Here is an 18,842-nt window from a genome sequence, read left to right on the forward strand (position 1 = left end):
CGGAGCATGGGCGCCGGGCGCCGTGGGCGGGAGGCTTGAGCCATGACGACGAACACGCAGCAGACGCAGACCACTTCGACCGCCTCCGCCGCCACGGTGCTGGTGACCAGCGCCACCGGCAAGACCGGCCGCCGCGTCGCGACACGGCTCGCGGCGCGCGGCGCCACGGTCCGCGCCGGGTCCCGCACCGGCGCCACGCCCTTCGACTGGGAGGCCCCGGAGACCTGGGCCCCCGCGCTGCGGGGCGCCGACGCCGCCTACGTGGCCTACTACCCCGACCTGGCCGCCCCCGGCGCGGTCGAGGCGATGGCGGCCTTCGGGCGGCTGGCCGCCGAGAACGGCGTACGGCGGCTCACCCTGCTCTCCGGCCGCGGCGAGCCCGAGGCGGTCCTCGCGGAGGACTCCCTGCGCACGGCGGCCTCCGGTGTCGAACTGACCGTCGTCCGCGCCTCGTTCTTCGCGCAGAACTTCTCCGAGGGCCTGCTCGCCGAGGGGGTCGCCGAGGGCGCGGTCGTCTTCCCGGCCGGCGGCACGGCCGAGCCCTTCATCGACGCGGACGACCTCGCGGACGTCGTCGTGGAGACCCTGACCTCGGACGGGCACGCCGGGCGGGTGCACGAGGTGACGGGGCCACGGCCGGTGGACTTCGCGGAGGTGGCGGCCGAGATCTCCCGCGCCTCGGGCCGTCCGGTGGTCTACGCCCCCGTCTCGCCGGCCGAGTACGCCGGGATGCTCACCGGCTTCGGCCTCCCGGCGCCCGAGGCCGAGTGGCTCGCGTCGCTGTTCGCGACCCTCCTCGACGGCCACAACGCCTCCGCGACGGACGGCGTCAAGCGCGTCCTCGGCCGCGAGCCCCGCTCCTTCGCCGCCTTCGCCTCCGAGGTCTGGGGCGGGGCCGGAGCGTGAGGCTCCCCCGGCGCGGGAGGTCCCGGCGCCGGGGGGCTCAGCCGCGCCGGACGAAGGCGGCCAGCCGGTACCGGGGGTCGGGGCGGGGGCGGTCCTGGTCGGGGAGGGCCGTGAGGGCGGCGGCGAGTGCCTCGGTCTCCGCCTGCTCCCCGTGGAACCAGGAGGCGTAGTAGCCGGCGCGGAGCTTGCGGACGGTGTCCCGGGGTGTGGCGCCCTGGCCGTGACCGGCGAAGTGGGTGCCGGGTGCGGGGTCGAGACCGTGGGCGGCGGCGTGCGCGGTGACGGCGCCGGCGCCGTCGGAGGGCCGGCGGGCGGAGCGGTACGGGCGGAGGATCGCGTCGATGTCGCTGCCGACGTCGTGGGCGGCGTCCTTGTCGACGGTGGCGATCAGGACTCCGCCGGGGCGCAGCACCCGGGCCGCCTCGGCGACGATCTCCGGCGCGAAGGGGACCAGGTGGAGCAGCCAGACGGCGCTGACCGCGTCCACGGCGGCGTCGGGCAGCGGCAGCCGGCGCGCGTCGGCCCGCACGGTCCGGCCGGGGACGCGCTCGGCGGCCGCCCGCAGCATGGCGTGGGCGGCGTCCGCCCCGTAGACGCCCAGACCGGGCCTGACGAGCCGTTCGGTGACGAGGCCGGTGCCGCACGCGAGGTCGAGCAGGGTCCGCGCGCCGGGCGGCACGAGGGACAGGACGGCGTCGGCCGCGGCCCGGGCGCGGGGCACTCCACCCCGCGTGCGGTCGTAGTGCGCTGCCTCGGCCTCGTAGTCGAGCACGGTGTTCGCCATGCCGGCGATCCTAGGGGGTCTCCGGAAAGTCCCGCCTGGCCCTGCTTCCGGACACCGCCTGGGTTCCCGGCGCCCGGTCGGGCTCGGGCCGGCGCGGAACTCCGCCCGGGCCGGGGTTCCTTCGCAGAGCGGAGGGCGGAGGTCCGGCGGTCGGGCGACGGCCCGTCAGTCGGCGCCGTGTCCGGCGGCGATCGCCTGGACGCGCTCGGCGAGGGCGAAGTCCTTCTCGGTGAGGGCGCCGCCCGCGGAGTGGGTGTGCACGGCGAGGGCCACGGTGTTGTAGCCGAGGGTGAGGTCGGAGTGGTGGTCGAGCTCCTGCTGGATCCGGGCCACGTGGACGACGAGGGCGGTCGCGGCGAAGTGGTCGGCGAGCCGGTAGGTGCGGGAGAGGCGGTCGCCGGCCGACCAGCCGGGCAGCTCCCGCAGCCGGTCCTCGATCTCCTTCTGCGACAGCGGCTGTGTGGGCACGGCGGTGCTCCCTCCGGTCGGGTGGTGCGGGGTGACGGACAGGGGCCCCGGAGGATAGGTACCCGGGGTCCCCCTCTGGGATACCGTCTGACCATGACAACCGTCGTGAGCGACACGGGCGTGGGCGCGCTGCTGCGCGGATGGCGTGAGCAGCGGAGGCTGAGTCAGCTGGAGCTGGCGCTGCGCGCCGACTCCTCGGCGCGCCACATCTCGTTCGTGGAGACGGGCCGGTCCCGGCCGAGCGAGGAGATGGTGCTGAGGCTCGCCGAGCACCTGGAGGTGCCGGTCCGCGAACGGAACGCGCTGCTGCTCGCCGCGGGGTACGCCCCCCGGTACGCGGAGTCGCCGCTCGACGCACCGCGGCTGGAGGCGCTGCGGGAGGGCATCGAGCGGCTGCTCCAGGGGTACGACCCGTTCCCCGCGCTCGTGGTCGACGGCTCGTACACCGTCGTGGCGGCCAACCGGGGCATCGGTCTGCTCCTCGAAGGGCTGCCGGAGCATCTGCTCGTCCCCCCGCTCAACGCGATGCGGATCACCCTGCATCCCGAGGGCCTCGCGCCCCGCATCCTGAACCTGCGGGAGTGGCGGGGGCATCTGCTCGCCCAGATGGAGCGTCAGATCGGCCTGGCCCGCTCGGAGTCGCTGCGCGCGCTGTACGAGGAGGTGGCGGCGTACCCGCTGCCGCCGGGCGCGGAGGCGGACGACTCCCCCGTGGAGGAGCCGTATCCGTACTTCGCGCTGCCGATGCGGATCGCCCACGACGGACAGGTGCTGTCGTTCGTGTCGTCGATCTCCACCTTCAACACCCCCATGGACGTGACGGTCGCCGAGCTGGCCATCGAGACGCTCCTCCCGGCCGACCCGGCCACCGTCACCTACCTCCGGGCGCTCAGCGCGTAGCCGCCCGCAGCGCCGCCCACTGCAGCCCGGCGAACCCCGCCACCGTGGCCGCCTGCACCGGCGCCCACACCAGCCCCGCCGTCGTCGGCTCCAGCCACACGACGAGGGCGACGACGCTGAGCACCGCCCACACCGCGTTGGCGTCCACGACCGCCTTCACCGCGAGCGCCGACGGCTCCGGCCTGCTCGCCAGCCATCCCACCCCGGCAGCGAACACCGTCAGGAACAGTCCGAGTTCGAACAGCAGGCCCGCGTCCACCCCCAACAGCTCCCCCAGCGGCCCGGACGCCGCCGCGTACGCGATCCCGTTCGCCCCCGTGACGACGGCGTCGAGAGCGAGGAACCGACGCACCGCCACCTGGGGCCTGGTGGTGCGGGCGAGACCGGCGAGCAGAGCCTGGGACATGACGGATCACCCTCCAAGAGGAACGTTCGTGGGTCGAGGACCCGGATCCCGGACGGAGTGCGCCGCCCGGGCCCCGGTGTCCCCGAGCATGCCGTCCGCGACGGAGGGGGTCGATTACCCCGGAGGTAATGCAGGGCCCTCCGACACCTTGAACGAGCGCCCCTCCCCACCCGCGTGGGGGAGCCACATAGGTCGCTCACGTCCGCCTGCGTCCGCTGGGTGTCGCCACGAGTGGCTCCCCGTGTGGCTCCCCGCACCAATGCCGTGCCGCCAGGGCACCTGCCCACAAGCGAGCGACGAAAGGTGCAGACCAGATGAGGGACGTCCCATCACGGGCTGATCGGTTCGCTGGTACCTGCGGCAAGGCGGTCCAGCAGCGGCCGCAGCCCTGCGCCACTGCAACCGCAGCCGCAGCCGCGTCGACCCTGGAGTCTTCTTGTTCACGGGTTCCCCTTGCGCCGCCAGCACTATGATCGCGTCATGGAAGCAGCCAGGGAATTCTTCGGGGACCGGTTCGTCGAATACTGCATCAATTCCCCCTTCGATAAAATCGACACAACGACGTTCTCATCGGAGCAGCAGGAAGCAATCGAAAGCCTGGAATCGATAGCCCAGAACGCACGGTCTGCCAGCGAAAATTTCCAGGCCCAGATGGCCAGAATTACCGTGATGCAGTACGTGGACACCTCGCAAACATCCCTTCCCAACGCCCTTCGAGAGTCCTGTGGAGGGCGAGTTGAGAGAAAGGGAAGTTCAGACCAAGTTGAGGCTGCACTATTTGATATTGCAGGCGACGTCTTCCCTGCCGCTCTTTTTACACCTCTGCCAGAAGATAGCCTCGGCAGCATGCTCCTTGCGATCCCGAGTGGGGTCACTTTCCAAAAGCCTTCCGTGAAGCCTCTCCCCCGGCTAATCCTGAGCGATCCAGATCTCGCAAAGCTATTTCCTGGTGCACCACCGGCTGACACTTATGACGGAATGGGCTTGGACGTTAGTTCAATGATCTACTGGTCAACTGGATCAGGTTCGACGCTCCAGCTCGGAAGTCTTGCCGGGCAGCTTCTGCAATCAGCACTGCACAAGACATCTAACGAGTCGACGGCCGACGAATACTTCACCCTTGTCAGGCAGTCCATTCAACAAGCACGCGCACTGGCCAGAAATCGGAAGACCAAAACAACCGCCCTAATTGGGATCAGTAACATCACAATCCCGGACGGCTCCCACGTTCGCTTGTCGGGTGGCACCCTGCGCCCCTCCACACCTAGCGATATTCGCGCGTTCATCGATGCCACAGACGTGAAGTCAGTTCTGGAGATCGAGTGTCAAATCGAGATCCTCGGCATGGAGCCCACCGCCCCGGCGGGCGAGGAGCAGTCATCTTGGGATAAATTTCAAAGTGAACTAAGCAGAGCCCAGTCAGACCTGCGTCGAAAGGTTGACCTCGAACGACTGGCAATCCTCTTCTCGTGCGAGGGAAGCCCTCACGCACCACTCGGCGTGGCGACGACCATAAACAATCCAATCCTAAACGGTCGAACCGTTGGATATAGCATCCATCATTCAATTTCCCACCACAGCCCGCTGCTAGAGATCGATTCGGTAGCGGCAGCCAGGGCCATCGAATGGTCGTCTAAGGTGGCGGCCAATCCCGGAAACCTAGACATGGGCATGAGGAGGCTCCTCTCCGCAACCTCTGAGAGGTTCGATCCAATGGATTCCTTCGTGGACGCGGTTATCTGCTGGGAGAATCTCTTCGGAACAAACCAGGGGGAAGTAGGCTTCCGAGTCGCCGCTTCAATCGCTCATACACTAGAGCCGAACGACCCAAGTAACCGAAAGACACTTTTTACCGAAATAAAGAAGCTGTACGGCGTTCGCAGCAACCTCGTTCATGGTACGAAGGAGCCAAATTTCGTCGAAGCGATTAAGCATAGGGAGCGATCTATTGAGATCGCGATTTCCGCTTTCAAGGCCCTATACGAACGTCCGGAACTCCTGACCACTGACTCCACAAGTCGAGGAAATCTCATTCTGGTCGGCGGTTAAAGGGATAAATACTCACAGAACGCGAACGTCAATACCAACTCCCCACGAGAGAAAAAGCGCCATTCGGAGGGGGTAACCCGAACCACCTGGATCAGCCGATCAACCTTCCACTAAGGTGGCCACCATCAATCGAAAAATCAGGAGTGCGCTGACAATGGGACCCAAGACACAGAGGGTCTACGAGACCATTCGATCATGGATCGAGTCGGGTCGATACGGTCCCGGCGAGAAACTGCCATCTGAGCGCACGTTGAGCGTTGAGCTTGAGATCGGTCGCACCGCACTGCGTCAGGTACTTGCACGCCTCGTGAGTGAGCGCTTGATCCGTGCTCATGACCGGAGTTCGTATCGGGTCCTTGGTGGTGACAGTGCCCCGACCCCGGCCGAGAGTGAGCCATGGAAGATCCACGGCACACGGCGCGTGTACGACAACCGCTGGGTCAACCTGGACCTGGTTGACGTGGAGCCTCCCGGCGTAGAGCGCTTTGAGCATCACGTAGTGCGTCTCTTCCGTGTGGCCGTCACCGCGGTGATCGACGACCAGAACCGCGTTCTCATGCTGTGGCGGTACCGCTTTGTCCCACAGCAGTGGGGTTGGGAGCTACCGGGCGGAATCGTGGACGCCGGCGAAGACGCCATGGCCACGGCGGCCCGTGAGACCGAGGAAGAGACCGGCTGGCGTCCCGGCCCTGTAGAGCACATTGTCAGCTACCAGCCGATGATCGGCATGGTCGACTCGCCGCACGAAATTTTCGTGGCCCACGGTGCCGAGAAGGTAGGCGATCCGACGGACATCGAAGAAGCAGGGGAAATTGCTTGGATCCCCCTCGAAGACATTCCTCGACTCATGTCCGAGGGCAAGCTCATGGGGTCGGGCACACTCGTGGCCCTGCTGCACATCCTGGCATCCCGCACTAGAGGCGACCGGTAAGCATCTCCACACGACGGCGATGCCGCACGGACCCCGTGCGGTTCGCCAGCAGCCTGGCCTTCTGGAGATGGGACCGTGCGTCGTCAAACTCTCCCCGGGCCAGGTGCGCCTGGGCAATGTCGCAGAAGAGGCCGGAGTTCGCACGTACGAAGGACTCATCGGCGCTGTCGAGTGACGCGTACAACTCCGCCATCGCCGAGGCGTCGCCGAGCTTGGCAAGAACGTTCCCACGCCACCGCGCCAGATGGCCGACGTTGAGGAAGATGCTCAGCATGTCGGCGTCGCGTACCTCGCCATCATCCGGGAGAAGTTGTGTCGCCCGCTCAAGCGCCGCCTGCGCCGCAGATTCCATCTCGGGCCCCACAGCGGCGCACAACTCGGCTTCGGCGGCCGCGAGCCACGCCCTCAGCCGCGGCGACTGCCTCTCGCGCTGGGTGCGCTGCGCGTCTTGCACCAGTTCGACCGCCAGCTTTGGACGGCCAGCGTCTGCGAGAACATACGCCTGCTCGCCCATGGCGTGCGCCAGATAGAGCGGGGACTCGGCGTCTTGGGCGGCCTTCTTAGCAAGTTCGTACCTCCGCCACGCACGGTCAACGGCCCCCGCGTCCAACGCCTGCCACGCTGCGAGGGTAGAAGCCCCGGCGAGAGCCGTCGCAACTGGCCGTCGCACTCCTGGCAATACGGCGAAGGTCAACGCCTCTTCCATTGAGGCCAGATGGCCGTTCATCTGGTCAACCAGGCCGGCCGCGCCCATCTGCCGGTCCATGGTGCGGAGAAGCTCGGTCTGAGCCAGGAACGACGGCACCATGGACTCACTCAGGGTGCCTGCCGCATCGATCCGGCTCAGCAGGTCCGCGTAGCCATCCGCCTGAGGCTCGGGCACCTTGGTTTCGCCCCGCAGCTCGGCGTCCGTGGCACCCAGGAGCGGGCGAAGGATCCCCGCGTATCGGTCCGTGATAGTGCGCCGACCGTTCTCCCACTCCGACACATACGTCTTGAGACTGGGTGCCGAAGCGATGTCGAGCAGCCGTTGCTCCGCAAACCGCAGCATTTCGTGGACCAATCGATCCTGCGACCAACCTCGCGCAGTCCGAACTGCCCTTAACCCCTTAGTCACGCCGCCTCCTGCAAAGCCCGAGGTGGGAGCTGGTTAACACCCCTGAGGTTAACCCCAGTTGGCTACCAGGGCACCCCACTCTGGCCGTTCCCTGGAGATGCGTACCGAAGGCAAGCAGACCAAAGAGCTTGCATCTGGTGCGCACCAGATGCCAATCTACTGGTGCGCACCAGATGGCCCGGAGCGGGCCTACTGGGACGTGCTCGACCCAGGAGCCCCGCTGTGGACGGGGGGAGGCGGCCCGGCGCCTTGTCATTGACCGGAGGGCTTGAGGCCGAAAGGCCGCGTCTCCATACGCCTTGGGTTCGCACCCGAAGGAGACATCTGATCCACACCACCGCTTCGCGGCGCTTCCGTGTCGCGGCCGGTTACCTCCTCTGCCCGTCGCGTACGGGCGGGGTTGAGGGGAGCCGGTGGAAATCCGTCCCTGGTTCTAGACGGCGAGAGGTCCCGGAGCTGGCACTCCGGGACCTCGTTCGGGCCGTTCCTTCTCGAAGGGAGCACGACCCATGAGGTCCATCATCACACTGCCCGCCACGAGTGCGGGTCTGGCGTTTGGCGGGGAGCCGTCGGACGCGGAGCTGGACGCGATCGAGAGCGAGATGCCGCTGATCCTGGCGGAGGTCGACCTTTTGGACGCGCAGATCAAGATGCTCGACCGGCCGGCGGCGAAGCTGGACGAGCGGCGCATCCGCCGGGCCCGCCGCCGGGTCACCGCGGCCCGCCGGGACCTGACCAACCGCGCCGCCGCGGCGCAGTCCGGTGGTGCGGCGTGAGGGCCGGGACGCTGGCGGATCTGTCCGCCCCGCTGCTGGCGCTGCGGCTGCTCGGCGCGGAGTTCGGGCACCTGCCGGCGCCGACCGTGGAGGTCTCGACGATCTATCCGGAGCGGCTGGAGTTGACGTTCCACGACGACTTCGCCGGATTCGAGGCGTGGCGCGAGGCCCTGAACATCGCCCCCGAGGACGTTGTTCACCGCGTTCAGATCGGCGGCAAGACCGGCGTCCTGCGCGTTCACGCGACGTTCGCCGGGGCCGAGGTGATGCTGATCGGCTACGCCGAGGTCACGGCCGCGGTGCCGGTTCTGGCGGGGTCGGGGGCGTCGTCGTGAACGGTGTTCAGATCCGTTCAGCGGAGCGCGCGTTGTCGGTGGGGACGTGGCTGATTGTGGCCGGGGCGATGCTGTACTCGATCCTCACGGTCACCCCGTTGATGGCCGCCCACACCCCGGAAGCCTGGCGGTGGACGGCGCCGATTCTGCCGCTGGTGGTGGACGCCGCGGTCGTTATCGTCGTCCGCCTGGATTCGGTCCTGGCCCGTCTCGGCGGGCACGGCGGCCGGTGGCCCATCGCGCTGCGGTGGATGACCGGCTGCATGACCCTGGCCCTGAACGTCGCCGACTCCGCGTTGAGGAAAGACCTGGTCGGAGTGGCGGTGCATGCGGTTGCGCCGCTGCTGCTGATCGTCACCGCGGAGACCGGTCTGGCCTACCGCCGCGCTATCACCGCCGCCCTCGCCGCCATGCAGCAGCACGAGCAGGCCGAGCGCATCGAGCGGGAGAAGGCAGCCACCGAACGTGCTCAGGCGGCCGAGCTGCGGGAGCGGGAGGCGCGGGAGTTCGAGGCCCGCCTGGCGCGTGAACAGCGCGACCACGAGGCCGCGCTCGCCCGTGAACAGGCCGACCGGGAAGAGCGCGCGCAGCGCGAGGAACGCCAGCGGGCCGCGGCCATCGAGGCGGCGGTGCGGGCGGAGCGTGAACGCCGTGAACACGAGCGTGAACAGCAGCGCGTAGAGCGTGAACGCCTTGAACGCGAGGCCGTCGCACGCGCCGAGCGGCAGCGCCGGGACCGTGAGGAGCGGGCCGCGCGGGAGCAGCTGGAGCAGGCCGAGCGCGTAGAGCGTGAACGCGCCCAGCTTCTCGCCGCCGGTCCGGCGCAGGAGCAGCAGGGCAAGGACTTGGCCCTGCGGACCGTGGCCGCGGCTTTCGACGCCGGGCTTTCCGTGCGTGCGGCGGCGGAGCTGTGTGGCTGGTCCACGGGCTGGGTCACCGGCCGCTACCAGGAACTCCGCGACAACCACTCCGTCCCGGCTCTGGAAGGAGCGTCGCAGTGAAGCTCTCCCCGAACAGCAACCCGCCCGAGCCCACCGACCTGCTGATCCGGCTGCACAACCAGACCGGGGCGGCCGTCGACGTCACGGGCAGCGAGCGCGGGCACTCCGCCTGCTGGTCCTGCCACGGCTGCGGCGACCTGTCCAGCGAGCACGGTCTCGCGTTCGCCCGTGACGAGGCGAACGCGCACGCCACCGCTTGCCGGGCTTCGCACCACCGGCTCGGCTGATGGCCAGTCTGCCCGTCTACCGGTGGCGTCTGGCGCCGGAGGGCCTGGCGACGTTTAGGCAGCTGCGGGCGCTGGGGCTGCGGCCGGCCGGTCAGCCGGTCGTCGCCCAGCTCGAACGCCCCCGCCGCCGACGCGAACCGCTGATCGCGATCCTCTTCCGCATCGACCTCGCATTGCCGGTCCGCCCGATGACCGACGCGAAGCGGGCCGCGCTGGCCAAGGCGAACGCCGCCCGCCGGGTCTGCCCCGCCTGCGGGCGGGATGCCGGATACCGCATCCCCGCCTCGCTCGGCATGTGCGTCCCGTGCGCGGACGCACCCCATCACTTTGTGTCCTGACCTGGAGGTTTCCCGTGCAGAGCACCACCCAGCAGAACACCGCCCAGCAGGGCACGCACCTGTACGTCCTCAGCTTGCAGAACAGCCGCCTGGGGGCGTGCACCGTCTCCGGCACCTTCACCCCGACCCCGGGGATGACCCGCTACGACATCCTCACCCAGCTCCGCATCGAGGCCGTGCAGGAGTACCCGACGATGCAGGGCTCCGTCGTCCTCTACTTCGCCCTCTCCCTCAACACCCTCACCGACGAGGAGGCGGCACGATGACCGACCTCAGCACCGAACCCGTCCTCACCAGCCCCCAGCCGGAAACCGCCACCGTTCCGAGCCTGGAGACGGTCCCGGCCACGCAGGAGAAGAGCAAGGAGGTGGAGCACACGGTGGGCGGCTGGCCGGTGCTCCCCCTGGCCACCACCGGCGCGAACGCTTCGGTCACTCTGCTGGCCGGGGCCGCGCTGGTCGGCGGACCCGTCGCCGCGGCGGTCGCGATGACTGGTGCCGTCGTCCTGGGCGCCGCCGCCCACACCCGCAAGACCAGCAAGGCCCGGCAGGCCAAGCCGGGCAAGGCCAACGGCGGATCGGCCGGGTCGGGCCGGGTCCCGGCCCAACCCAAGCGCGGGTCCACGACCAGCAGCAAGCCCGGGACCCGGTCGGCCGCCGGATCGTCCACCGGAGGCAGGAAGGCCGGTCGCGGCCCGTCCGGCACGCTGCGGTCGGCCAGCACGGCGGCCACCGGCACCCGCAAGCCCAGCACGGCGAAGAAAGCCGGGTCGCGGTCGGCCGGACTGGGTTCGCTGTCGGCCGGATCGTCGGCCGCGGGCAAGCCGCGGGGTCGGGTCGAGCAGGTCAAGGCGCTGCGCGAGCAGGCCCGTTCGGTCCAGCCGTCCAAGGCGGGGCGCCGGGCGGAGGCGACGGCCGCTCGCCGTCAGGTTGCCGATGCCCGACGGCACGCCAAGACCGCCGCCCGCACCACGGCCGCTGCGAGGAAGGGCCCGGTCGGGAGGACGGTCGGCAAGGCGGCCGGCCGTGTCGGGGCCGCCCGCGGCGGCGCCGTCGGCAAGCTCCGCAAGGCGCGGGACAAGGCGGCGGCCGGGAAGGTCGCCGCCCAGCGCTCCGACGTTCGCAAGGCCCCCGCGCGAGCGAAGGCCCGGAAGGCGTTGTGGAAGTCGGCGGCCCGGTTCCAGGGCCGCCGCCTGCTCGCCGCCCTGCTGGCCGGAGCTCTGGGCCTGGTCGGGATGCTGACCACCCCGTTGGGGCGGAAGCTCGGCTGGGCCTGGCTGCAGCACCCCGGCCGCCGCCTCTACCACCGCCTCGTCAAGACGGCCGCCGACCAGCGCCAGGACCGGGACGAGGCGATCCGCGAGCAGCGGGAGAGCGAGGAGGCCGCCACCGACGCGGAGGCCGAACAGCAGGACAACGAGCAGCAGATCGGGGAGGCGGCCGAGCGTCCGGCCGGTCTCGTCCCCACCACCGCCACCAGCGAAGTGACCGAGGGAGAGAGTGTGTCGGGTTTCCGGTTTGAGGAGTACGCCGCGGAGATGGAAGCCGCGGCCAATAGCTACGAGCCCGAGAACGCCATGGAGATCCTCGCCATGGTCGAGGGCCTCCCGGCCGCGCTGACCAGCGTGGCGAACGTGATGAAGGTCCTGGCCGAGCGCGCGGACTCGGAGTTCCCGCTGGAGAAGCCGGTCGCGGACGGCTTCAACGACATCTACGCCGCCCTGATGGGGGCGGTGGAGGTCGCGGAGGACATGGGGCCGCTGTTCCGCGAGGCCCACGAGCAGGACATCGCCCGCCACGAGGACCCGCGCAACGGGCCCGAGGCCGAGAAGGGATGGAACGTCTGACCATGCCCCACAACACCGCCACCACCAGCACGGGGCCGGTGTGGGACTGGGCGGCCGGTCACGGACCCGTGACCGGCGCCCTGTCCGCCACCACCGGAGCCCTCGCCCTCGCCACCACCGGCGCCGCCACCGGCATGCCCGCCGGATGGGCCCTCGCGGCCGGCGCCGCCGGCGCCATCGGCCACACCGTCACCAGCATCCGCGAACGCCTCGCCGCCCGCACCATCACCATGCGCGCCGCCTCCTGGCTCCTCGGCGCCGGATGGACCACCTGGGCCATCACCACCGGCCCGTTCACCTGGGCCGCCATCGGCTCCCTCGCCACCCTGGGGGTGGGGATGGGGGCCGCCGCCCGCTCGACGATGTTTTATGAGGAGGCCCGCGAGCTGGAGGCGATCGCGGCGGCCGAACGGCAGGTCGCCCGGGAACTGTCCGCGGGCCGCCGTGCGATCGCCGCGGAGTGGGTCGACCGCGTCCAGCGCGTGTGCGGCCTGACCATCCGCGTCCTCGCGGTGGAGATGTGGCCGACCGGTACCGGGTTCACCATCGACGCCGAACTCCCCGCGGGCGGTGCCACGTACGAACGGATCGCGCGGGAGTCGGCCCGACTGTCGGCCGACGCGCGGCTGCCGCATGGCTGCACCGCTTCGGCCTCGCCGGGCATCGACCAGGGACGCGTCCTCATCGACGTCACCACCGTCAACGTCCTGATCGGCATGGTCGAGTACCCCACGGACTACAGCCCCTTGTCTCTGCTCACGGGGATTCCGTGGGGGCTGCGGACCGACGGTCGTGAGGTGCTGGCTTACCTGCGCGAGCAGTGCGCGCTGGTGGTCGGTCCGACCGGGTCGGGCAAGACGAACATGGTCCACACGATCCTGGCCGGGTTCGCCCGCACCACGGACGTGCTGACCTGGGTCATCGACCTCAACGCCGGATCGGCCGGCCTGCCCTGGGTCCGCCCCGCCCTCGCCGGTGACGGCCAGGGCATGCGGCCCGGGGTCGACTGGCTCGCCTCCACCCACGAGGAGGCCGCCCTGATGCTGGACGCGGCGGTGCGGATCGCCAAGCACCGCAAGATGGCCTACCAGGACTTGATGTCGAAGGCGAACACCGACCTGCTGCCGGTCTCGGCGCAGATCCCGCAGATCGAGATCGTCATCGACGAGGGTGCGGAGATCCTGGCCAGCTCCGATCAGGCGATGCGCAAGCTCGCGGCGAAGATCCTGGAGGTCATCCGGATCGCCCGTGCCATGGGCATCCGTACCGTCCTGACCGCGCTGGGCGCCACCGGGTCGGTGCTGGGCAACCTGATGATCCGCCGCGAAGCGAAGGTCCGGGTCGCGCTCACGGGCGGGGAGACGGAGGGCATGGACCTGGGCAAGCAGTTCCCCGGCTCCCGTGGCCTGCGTGTGGACCAGGCCCCCTACAAGGGGTCGGGGTTCATGGGCACCCCGGAATCGTCGGCCGCGCTGTTCAAGTCCTGGCGGATCAAGCCCCACCAGATCCGCGACATCGTCGCCGCCACCGCCGACCGCCACCCGGCGTTGGACTCGATCTCCGCGAAGGCGGCCGGGCCGGACTACGCCCGCCGCTGGGACTCGGCCCGCATCGACTGGATGCACGAGCACACCCCCGACGTCGACGCCCCGGCCGAGCCGCCCCCGAGCGGGAGGACGGGCGGGCTGAACCTGTCCGCGCTCCGCGGCACCGAGCCGTCGGCCGAGTCGGAGGCGGATCGGATGGCGCGGGAGTTCCGCGAGCAGATCGACGCCCAGTTCGCCACCGCCCCCGAACCCACCAGCACGCAGCCGCCGGCCGGGCAGCCGCCCACGGGCAGCGGGCTCAACCTCTCCGCGCTGCGCGAGGAGGACAGCGCGGCCCGCACCGCCGCCCTCGCCCTCCTCCTCGCCGCCGGACCCGAGGGCACCGGCGCCTCCGCCATCGCCCGAGCCCTGGCCGACGAGCACGGCACCTCCCGGCAGACCGTCGTCGGCTGGCTCAAGACCTGGACCGACGACGGCACCGCCGTCCGCATCGGTACCGGCACCAAAGCCCGCTACGTCCACCACCGCCACGCCCCCCGCGCCGACTGAGACGCAGCGGAACGGGGACGGGGCCGCTACTCCCAGCCCATGTCGCGCGCGACGAGTTCCCGGGCGCGCTTCAGGTCGTCCTCGGTGGTTCCCAGGCCCCACTCGTCCAGCTGCGCGAGCAGATCGGTCAGTGCCTGCTTCTCCGCCTTGTGACTGACCGGCAATCGGTCGAAATCCAGCTCCATCAGCCAATGGAACAGCACCACCACGTCCGGCGCCCAGAGAGTGATCGGCACATGGGAGTCCAGGTCCAGGCGGCCGGTTGCGTCGTCAGTCATGCGCCGACGATACGGCCCGGACCGCAGCCCATGGCACGCCTTTCCCCCGGCTTGTCGCCACTGCTACGGGAAGGGCCCTGGGTGGCTTGCTGAGGGCCTCAAACGGCTTGTGACCTGCAAGGCGACAAGCGACAAGACAAGACAAGCGACAAGCCGCACGACAAGACAGACGACAAGCAAGGCACCGGCCGGACCCCCACCCAAGGGGGCCGGCCGCCGTCGTTGAAGGGACCGCGTTGTGCACGCCGACACCCCGTACGAGATCACCCCCACCACCTCCTACCGCCACCCCGCCGACCGGCCCACGGTCGTACGGCAGCCGGTCATCCTGCCCGCCGAGATCCCGCCGGGGGTCGACTGGGTCACCCTCCCCAACGGGGTCCGCACCCTCGCCTACACCCACCCCACCCAGCCGCCGGCCACGGCCGCCCCGACCGCGGAGCCGATCCCGGCCTGGGCCAAAACCACCGCGCTCCTCGCGCCCACCGTCGGCGGCGGGATCGCCGCCGCCGGCATCGGACTCTCCTACGCCGCCCCGGGACTCATCGCCATGAGCCACGCCCTCTGGTCCGCCGCCGCCCTCATCGTCGCCGCCATCACCGCCATCCCCCTCCTCCTCCGCGGAACCCGCCGAGCGGCGAACGGAGGCCGCGGCGGCGGGTCGGGGACGACGCACATCACGCAGAACATCACCGCCAGCGGCATGTTCGGCCGCGCCAACGGCACCATCAACCACCGGTAAAGGCCGGGGCCGTGAACCAGGTCCCGTACCTCGACTGGGGCGACGCCCGGCACTTCGAACGCACCCAGGACCGGCCCTGCTGCCTGTGCGGCCGGCCGACCCCGATGCGGTCCCACGCCGGGGAAGCCGTCCACAAGGTGTGCGCGGAGGACTGGAACGCCACCCACTCGGACGAGCCCCGCCGCTACACGGTCGCGACCAGGGCCAGGCCGCAGCAGCACGACGTCGGCACCTGGCGCTTCCATAACGACGGACCCACCACCGACCAGCGCGTCACGCTCCTCGCCCCGGTCGCCACCGATCCCTCTCAGCGCGTCGTCGACATCGACGTCGAGCCGGGGCAGCGCGGCCTGTTCGCCGCGTGACAGCCAGAAGGGCGACCCCGCCTCGTCAAAGTCCGGGGTCGCCCTCAATCCAGCAATGCAGAAGAGAACTGGAGGAACCCAGCATGACCCATCCGACCCCGAACCGGCGAGACGGCGCGCGCCCGCCGACCCTGACCGCCGCTCTGGACGCGGCCGCCCGCCGCTGGCCCGTCTTTCCGCTCCGTCCCGGTGAGAAGCGGCCCGCCGGGCACTCCGAGGAGCACTGCCCCGCCACCGGGCGGTGCGAGGCTGGGCACCGGACGCCCGAGGAGCGGGCCACGACCGGCCGGGAGCAGATCCTGGCCGCGTGGACGCACAAGCCGTACAACGTCGGTCTGGCCACCGGCCCGGCAGGGCTGGTCGTCGTCGACCTGGACCTGCCCAAGCCCACCGATAAGCCCGCGCCGGCCGAGTGGGCGGGGTTCCGCGACGGGATCGAGGTGTTCACGGCTGTCTGCCAGCGCGCGGGGCATGCGGTCCCGGCCGGGACGTACACGGTGCGGACCGGGCGTGGCGGGCTGCACCTGTACTTCACCGCGCCTGAGGGAAAGCGGCTTCGTGGGAGCGCAGGGCGTCTGGGGTGGAAGGTCGACACGCGGGCCTGGGGCGGGTACGTGGTGGCCGCGGGGAGCGTGGTGCACCGCCGGCCGTATGAGGTCGTGAACGCGGTGGAGCCGATCCCCCTCCCCACGTGGCTCGGTGACCTCCTCACCCCGCCGCCCGCACCCGCGCCGCTCTCGGTGGCCGCGGTGCGGGCCCGCATCGGGCGCGCGGACCGGTACGCCGCCGCCGCTCTGGACGGGGAGTTGGGCAAGTTGGCCGCCGCCGTGGACGGGGAGCACAACCTCACCCTTTACCGCGCCGCCTACGCCCTTGGCCGGCTCATCGCCGCCGGAAGTCTGTCGGAGCAGGAGGTCACCGACCGTCTGACCGAGGCCGCGCTCGCCAAGGGCCTCACAGCCTCGCGTACGGCGGCCAGCATCCGCGACGGCATTCGCCGCAGCACCCGCAACGCCCTGGCCGGTGCCCGATGAACCACCACCCCCGCCCCGCCCGACCGGCCCCGGCCACCCCCGGCCGTGGTGCGCCGAGGGTCGTCGCCGAAGGCGTCCCCTTCATCCCTGACCCGCACCCGACCACCCACACCAGCCGCCCCACGGCCTGGACCGTTTGGAAGGACGCCTCATGAGCGTGCACGAGCCGGACCTGTGGGCCGGGTTCGACGAGGAGATGACCGCCGAGACCATCGCCGGGCCCGTGTGGGACGAGCCCGTCCCGCTCAACCCGCGCGGACAGCTCCCGGCCTTCCCCGTGGACGCGCTGCCGGACTGGCTGGGGGCGATGACGGCCGGGGTCGCGGAGGAGACCCAGACCCCCGTCGACCTCGCCGGGTGCCTCGCCCTCGCCGTGATCGGCACCGCCGCCGGTGGACGGCTCACCGTCACCGTCCGGGGCCAGTGGAGCGAGCCGGTCAATCTCTACACCGCCGTCGCGCTGCCGCCCGGCAACCGCAAGAGCGCCGTGTTCGGCCTCATGACCAAGCCGCTCCTGGCCGCCGAGAAGGCCCTCATCGAGCTGACCGCACCCCAGCGGGCCGAGGCCGCGGCGTCGGCGCGGATCGCGAAGGCGGCGGCGGAGAAGGCCGAGAAGATCGCGGCGAACGCGGAGCCCGAGAAGCTGGCCGACCTGACCGCCCAGGCCGTCGCCCTGTCCGAGGCGGCGGAGCGGGCGTCCGTGCCGTGTGAGCCGCAGCTCGTCGCCGACGACGTCACCGCCGAGTCCCTGACCACCCTGCTCGCGCAGCAGGACGGGAGGATTTCGATCCTGTCGCCGGAGGGGGAGATCTTCGAGATCATCGCCGGGCGGTACTCCGGGGTGCCGAACATGGGGATCTTCCTCAAGGGTCACGCCGGGGACATGGCCCGGGTCAACCGCCAGGCCCGCGACGGCCAGTACATCGAGAACCCCGCCATCACCATGGGCCTGGCGGTGCAGCCCGACGTGCTGGACTCTATCGGGCAGATCAAGGGAGCCGACGGCCGCGGCCTGCTCGCCCGCTTCCTCTACTCCAAGCCCGCCTCCCTCGTCGGCTACCGCAACCTCACCCCCCAACTCCTGCCCGCCGACACCGCCGACACCTACGCCCTCAAACTCGGCCGCCTGGCCCTGACCCTGGCGTCCTGGACCGAGCCCGCCGCGCTCACCCTCAGCCCCGAGGCCGACGCGGTCCTGCTGGCCTACCAGCGCGTCACCGAGGCACGCCTCCGCAAGGACGGGAGCCTGGCGCCGATCGTGAACTGGGCCAGCAAGCGCGACGGAGCCGTCGCCCGCATCTCCGGACTCCTCCACCTCGCCACCCACCCCGACGACGCCTGGACCCGCCCCATCGCCGCAGCCACGATGGCCGCCGCCACCCAGCTCGGCGACTACTTCACCGCCCACGCCCTCGACGTCTTCAACGCCATGAAGGCCGACCCCGCCCAGGAAGCCGCCCACACCGTCCTGACCCACCTCACCGACACCCGCACCACCGCCTTCACCCGACGCGACCTGTTCCGCGCCATGCCCCGCAGCGAGTTCCCCACCATGAGCGACCTCGACCCCGCGCTGAACCTCCTGGAAGACCACGGCTGGGTCCGCCAACAGCCCCCGCCGCCCCGCACCACCCGCGGCGGCCGGCCCCCCTCCCCCCGCTACGAGACCCACCCCCGCGCCACCCCTGGCGCCTGAAAACCCCCCAAGCCACTGACAGAACTGACAGAACCCCCCGACCAGCCACCTGACCTGCGAAAACGAGCACTTTCGGAGCTCTGACAAAACCTCCGGAAACTCTGACAGAACTCCAAAAACCCCGGCCCCGGCACACAGGGCTGGTCTGACAGAACCTAGGTTTTCGAGGTTCTGTCAGAGTTTTTTGAGGTTTTGTCACAACCGCCGATCCGGCCAAACCAACAGGTCAGAGGCCGTACGCCGAGGTTCTGTCAGTTCTGTCAGCACTTCCCGGGGTTTCCACGCCCCGACCCGAGCTGAAGGAGCCTGATGGCAACCGATAACCCGGGGCCTCAACCCACCACCGCAGTGCCGCTCGTGCGACGCCTCCACCCCGTCGAGGATGCGGCCTACGTGCTCGGCTTCGAACGCACCACGGCCTGGCAGGAGATCCGCCTGGGTCGCCTCCGAACCGTTCGCGTGGGGCGCCGGCGTCTCGTCCCGACGGAGTACATCGAGGAGTACGTCGAACTGCTGAAGCAAGAAGCCCGCTCTGCCGCCTGAGGCC

22 protein-coding genes are annotated in these 18,842 nt (G+C 70.4%); 17 read left to right on the top strand and 5 right to left on the bottom strand.

Going from position 1 to position 18,842, the window contains the following annotated elements:
• The first annotated feature begins 42 nt into the window (after window positions 1-42).
• Entirely contained in the window at window positions 43-906 is an 864-nt protein-coding gene (locus AB0424_RS19720; protein ID WP_366307069.1) for an NmrA family transcriptional regulator, read from the top strand.
• Window positions 907-943: 37 nt separating this feature from the next.
• Here AB0424_RS19720 and AB0424_RS19725 read toward each other — a convergent pair whose 3' ends face one another.
• Window positions 944-1,690 (bottom strand): class I SAM-dependent methyltransferase, encoded by a 747-nt coding sequence (locus tag AB0424_RS19725; RefSeq protein WP_366307071.1) that lies wholly within the window; start codon window positions 1,688-1,690, stop codon window positions 944-946.
• A gap of 165 nt (window positions 1,691-1,855) precedes the next feature.
• The gene (locus AB0424_RS19730) at window positions 1,856-2,158 is read right to left on the bottom strand and encodes a 4a-hydroxytetrahydrobiopterin dehydratase (protein WP_366307073.1); all 303 of its coding nucleotides are present in this window, start codon (window positions 2,156-2,158) and stop codon (window positions 1,856-1,858) included.
• 93 nt (window positions 2,159-2,251) lie between these two features.
• Here AB0424_RS19730 and AB0424_RS19735 point away from each other — a divergent pair, with 93 nt between their 5' ends.
• Complete coding sequence (locus tag AB0424_RS19735; RefSeq protein ID WP_366307075.1) at window positions 2,252-3,058, top strand: helix-turn-helix transcriptional regulator; 807 nt, start codon at window positions 2,252-2,254, stop codon at window positions 3,056-3,058.
• On the opposite strand, the gene AB0424_RS19740 is transcribed toward AB0424_RS19735, so the two are convergent.
• Window positions 3,048-3,464: a hypothetical protein gene (locus tag AB0424_RS19740; RefSeq protein WP_366307077.1), complete on the bottom strand. Its 417-nt coding sequence runs from the start codon at window positions 3,462-3,464 to the stop codon at window positions 3,048-3,050. The genes AB0424_RS19735 and AB0424_RS19740 overlap by 11 nt on opposite strands.
• Before the next feature lie 480 nt (window positions 3,465-3,944).
• On the opposite strand from AB0424_RS19740, the gene AB0424_RS19745 reads away from it, so the two are divergent.
• Both AB0424_RS19745 and AB0424_RS19750 read left to right on the top strand, forming a co-directional pair.
• The gene (locus tag AB0424_RS19745; RefSeq protein WP_366307079.1) at window positions 3,945-5,513 is read left to right on the top strand and encodes a hypothetical protein; all 1,569 of its coding nucleotides are present in this window, start codon (window positions 3,945-3,947) and stop codon (window positions 5,511-5,513) included.
• A 154-nt stretch (window positions 5,514-5,667) separates the two neighbouring features.
• Window positions 5,668-6,444, top strand: a complete 777-nt coding sequence (locus AB0424_RS19750) for an NUDIX domain-containing protein (protein ID WP_366307281.1) — start codon at window positions 5,668-5,670, stop codon at window positions 6,442-6,444.
• On the opposite strand, the gene AB0424_RS19755 is transcribed toward AB0424_RS19750, so the two are convergent.
• Entirely contained in the window at window positions 6,428-7,561 is a 1,134-nt protein-coding gene (locus AB0424_RS19755; RefSeq protein ID WP_366307081.1) for an XRE family transcriptional regulator, read from the bottom strand. The two genes, AB0424_RS19750 and AB0424_RS19755, sit on opposite strands and share 17 nt — an antisense overlap.
• Window positions 7,562-8,070: 509 nt before the next feature.
• On the opposite strand from AB0424_RS19755, the gene AB0424_RS19760 reads away from it, so the two are divergent.
• From AB0424_RS19760 to AB0424_RS19795, 8 genes are read left to right on the top strand one after another with little or no spacing between them, the layout of a single operon-like run.
• On the top strand, window positions 8,071-8,337 hold the full coding sequence (locus tag AB0424_RS19760; protein WP_366307083.1) for a DUF6284 family protein: 267 nt from the start codon (window positions 8,071-8,073) through the stop codon (window positions 8,335-8,337).
• Entirely contained in the window at window positions 8,334-8,672 is a 339-nt protein-coding gene (locus tag AB0424_RS19765) for a hypothetical protein (protein WP_366307085.1), read from the top strand. Before AB0424_RS19760 ends, AB0424_RS19765 begins: the two co-directional genes overlap by 4 nt.
• Complete coding sequence (locus tag AB0424_RS19770) at window positions 8,669-9,673, top strand: DUF2637 domain-containing protein (RefSeq protein WP_366307087.1); 1,005 nt, start codon at window positions 8,669-8,671, stop codon at window positions 9,671-9,673. Before AB0424_RS19765 ends, AB0424_RS19770 begins: the two co-directional genes overlap by 4 nt.
• A complete protein-coding gene (locus AB0424_RS19775) occupies window positions 9,670-9,900 on the top strand; it encodes a hypothetical protein (RefSeq protein ID WP_366307089.1) in 231 nt (76 codons plus the stop codon). The genes AB0424_RS19770 and AB0424_RS19775 overlap by 4 nt, the downstream gene beginning before the upstream one ends.
• Window positions 9,900-10,238, top strand: coding sequence for an RRQRL motif-containing zinc-binding protein (locus AB0424_RS19780; protein ID WP_366307091.1), 339 nt, complete (start codon window positions 9,900-9,902; stop codon window positions 10,236-10,238). The genes AB0424_RS19775 and AB0424_RS19780 overlap by 1 nt, the downstream gene beginning before the upstream one ends.
• A gap of 14 nt (window positions 10,239-10,252) precedes the next feature.
• Window positions 10,253-10,504 carry a hypothetical protein gene (locus tag AB0424_RS19785; protein WP_366307093.1) on the top strand — a complete coding sequence of 84 codons (252 nt, stop codon included), beginning with the start codon at window positions 10,253-10,255 and terminating at the stop codon, window positions 10,502-10,504.
• Entirely contained in the window at window positions 10,501-12,084 is a 1,584-nt protein-coding gene (locus tag AB0424_RS19790; RefSeq protein ID WP_366307095.1) for a hypothetical protein, read from the top strand. Before AB0424_RS19785 ends, AB0424_RS19790 begins: the two co-directional genes overlap by 4 nt.
• A gap of 2 nt (window positions 12,085-12,086) precedes the next feature.
• Window positions 12,087-14,180 (top strand): hypothetical protein, encoded by a 2,094-nt coding sequence (locus tag AB0424_RS19795; RefSeq protein WP_366307097.1) that lies wholly within the window; start codon window positions 12,087-12,089, stop codon window positions 14,178-14,180.
• Between the two features lie 26 nt (window positions 14,181-14,206).
• On the opposite strand, the gene AB0424_RS19800 is transcribed toward AB0424_RS19795, so the two are convergent.
• The gene (locus AB0424_RS19800) at window positions 14,207-14,458 is read right to left on the bottom strand and encodes a hypothetical protein (protein WP_366307099.1); all 252 of its coding nucleotides are present in this window, start codon (window positions 14,456-14,458) and stop codon (window positions 14,207-14,209) included.
• A 262-nt stretch (window positions 14,459-14,720) separates the two neighbouring features.
• Between AB0424_RS19800 and AB0424_RS19805 the strand changes: the two genes are divergently transcribed.
• The 5 genes from AB0424_RS19805 (at window position 14,721) to AB0424_RS19825 (ending at window position 18,838) form a co-directional block, all read left to right on the top strand.
• Entirely contained in the window at window positions 14,721-15,200 is a 480-nt protein-coding gene (locus AB0424_RS19805; protein WP_366307283.1) for a hypothetical protein, read from the top strand.
• An 11-nt stretch (window positions 15,201-15,211) separates the two neighbouring features.
• Window positions 15,212-15,565 carry a hypothetical protein gene (locus AB0424_RS19810; protein ID WP_366307101.1) on the top strand — a complete coding sequence of 118 codons (354 nt, stop codon included), beginning with the start codon at window positions 15,212-15,214 and terminating at the stop codon, window positions 15,563-15,565.
• An 83-nt stretch (window positions 15,566-15,648) separates the two neighbouring features.
• Window positions 15,649-16,599 carry a bifunctional DNA primase/polymerase gene (locus AB0424_RS19815; protein ID WP_366307103.1) on the top strand — a complete coding sequence of 317 codons (951 nt, stop codon included), beginning with the start codon at window positions 15,649-15,651 and terminating at the stop codon, window positions 16,597-16,599.
• Window positions 16,600-16,750: 151 nt separating this feature from the next.
• Window positions 16,751-18,295 carry a YfjI family protein gene (locus AB0424_RS19820; protein WP_366307105.1) on the top strand — a complete coding sequence of 515 codons (1,545 nt, stop codon included), beginning with the start codon at window positions 16,751-16,753 and terminating at the stop codon, window positions 18,293-18,295.
• A 309-nt stretch (window positions 18,296-18,604) separates the two neighbouring features.
• A complete protein-coding gene (locus tag AB0424_RS19825; RefSeq protein ID WP_366307107.1) occupies window positions 18,605-18,838 on the top strand; it encodes a helix-turn-helix domain-containing protein in 234 nt (77 codons plus the stop codon).
• Window positions 18,839-18,842: the final 4 nt, after the last annotated feature.

Origin of the sequence: Streptomyces sp. NPDC051180, assembly GCF_040689545.1 — a bacterium.
GTDB lineage: Bacteria > Actinomycetota > Actinomycetes > Streptomycetales > Streptomycetaceae > Streptomyces.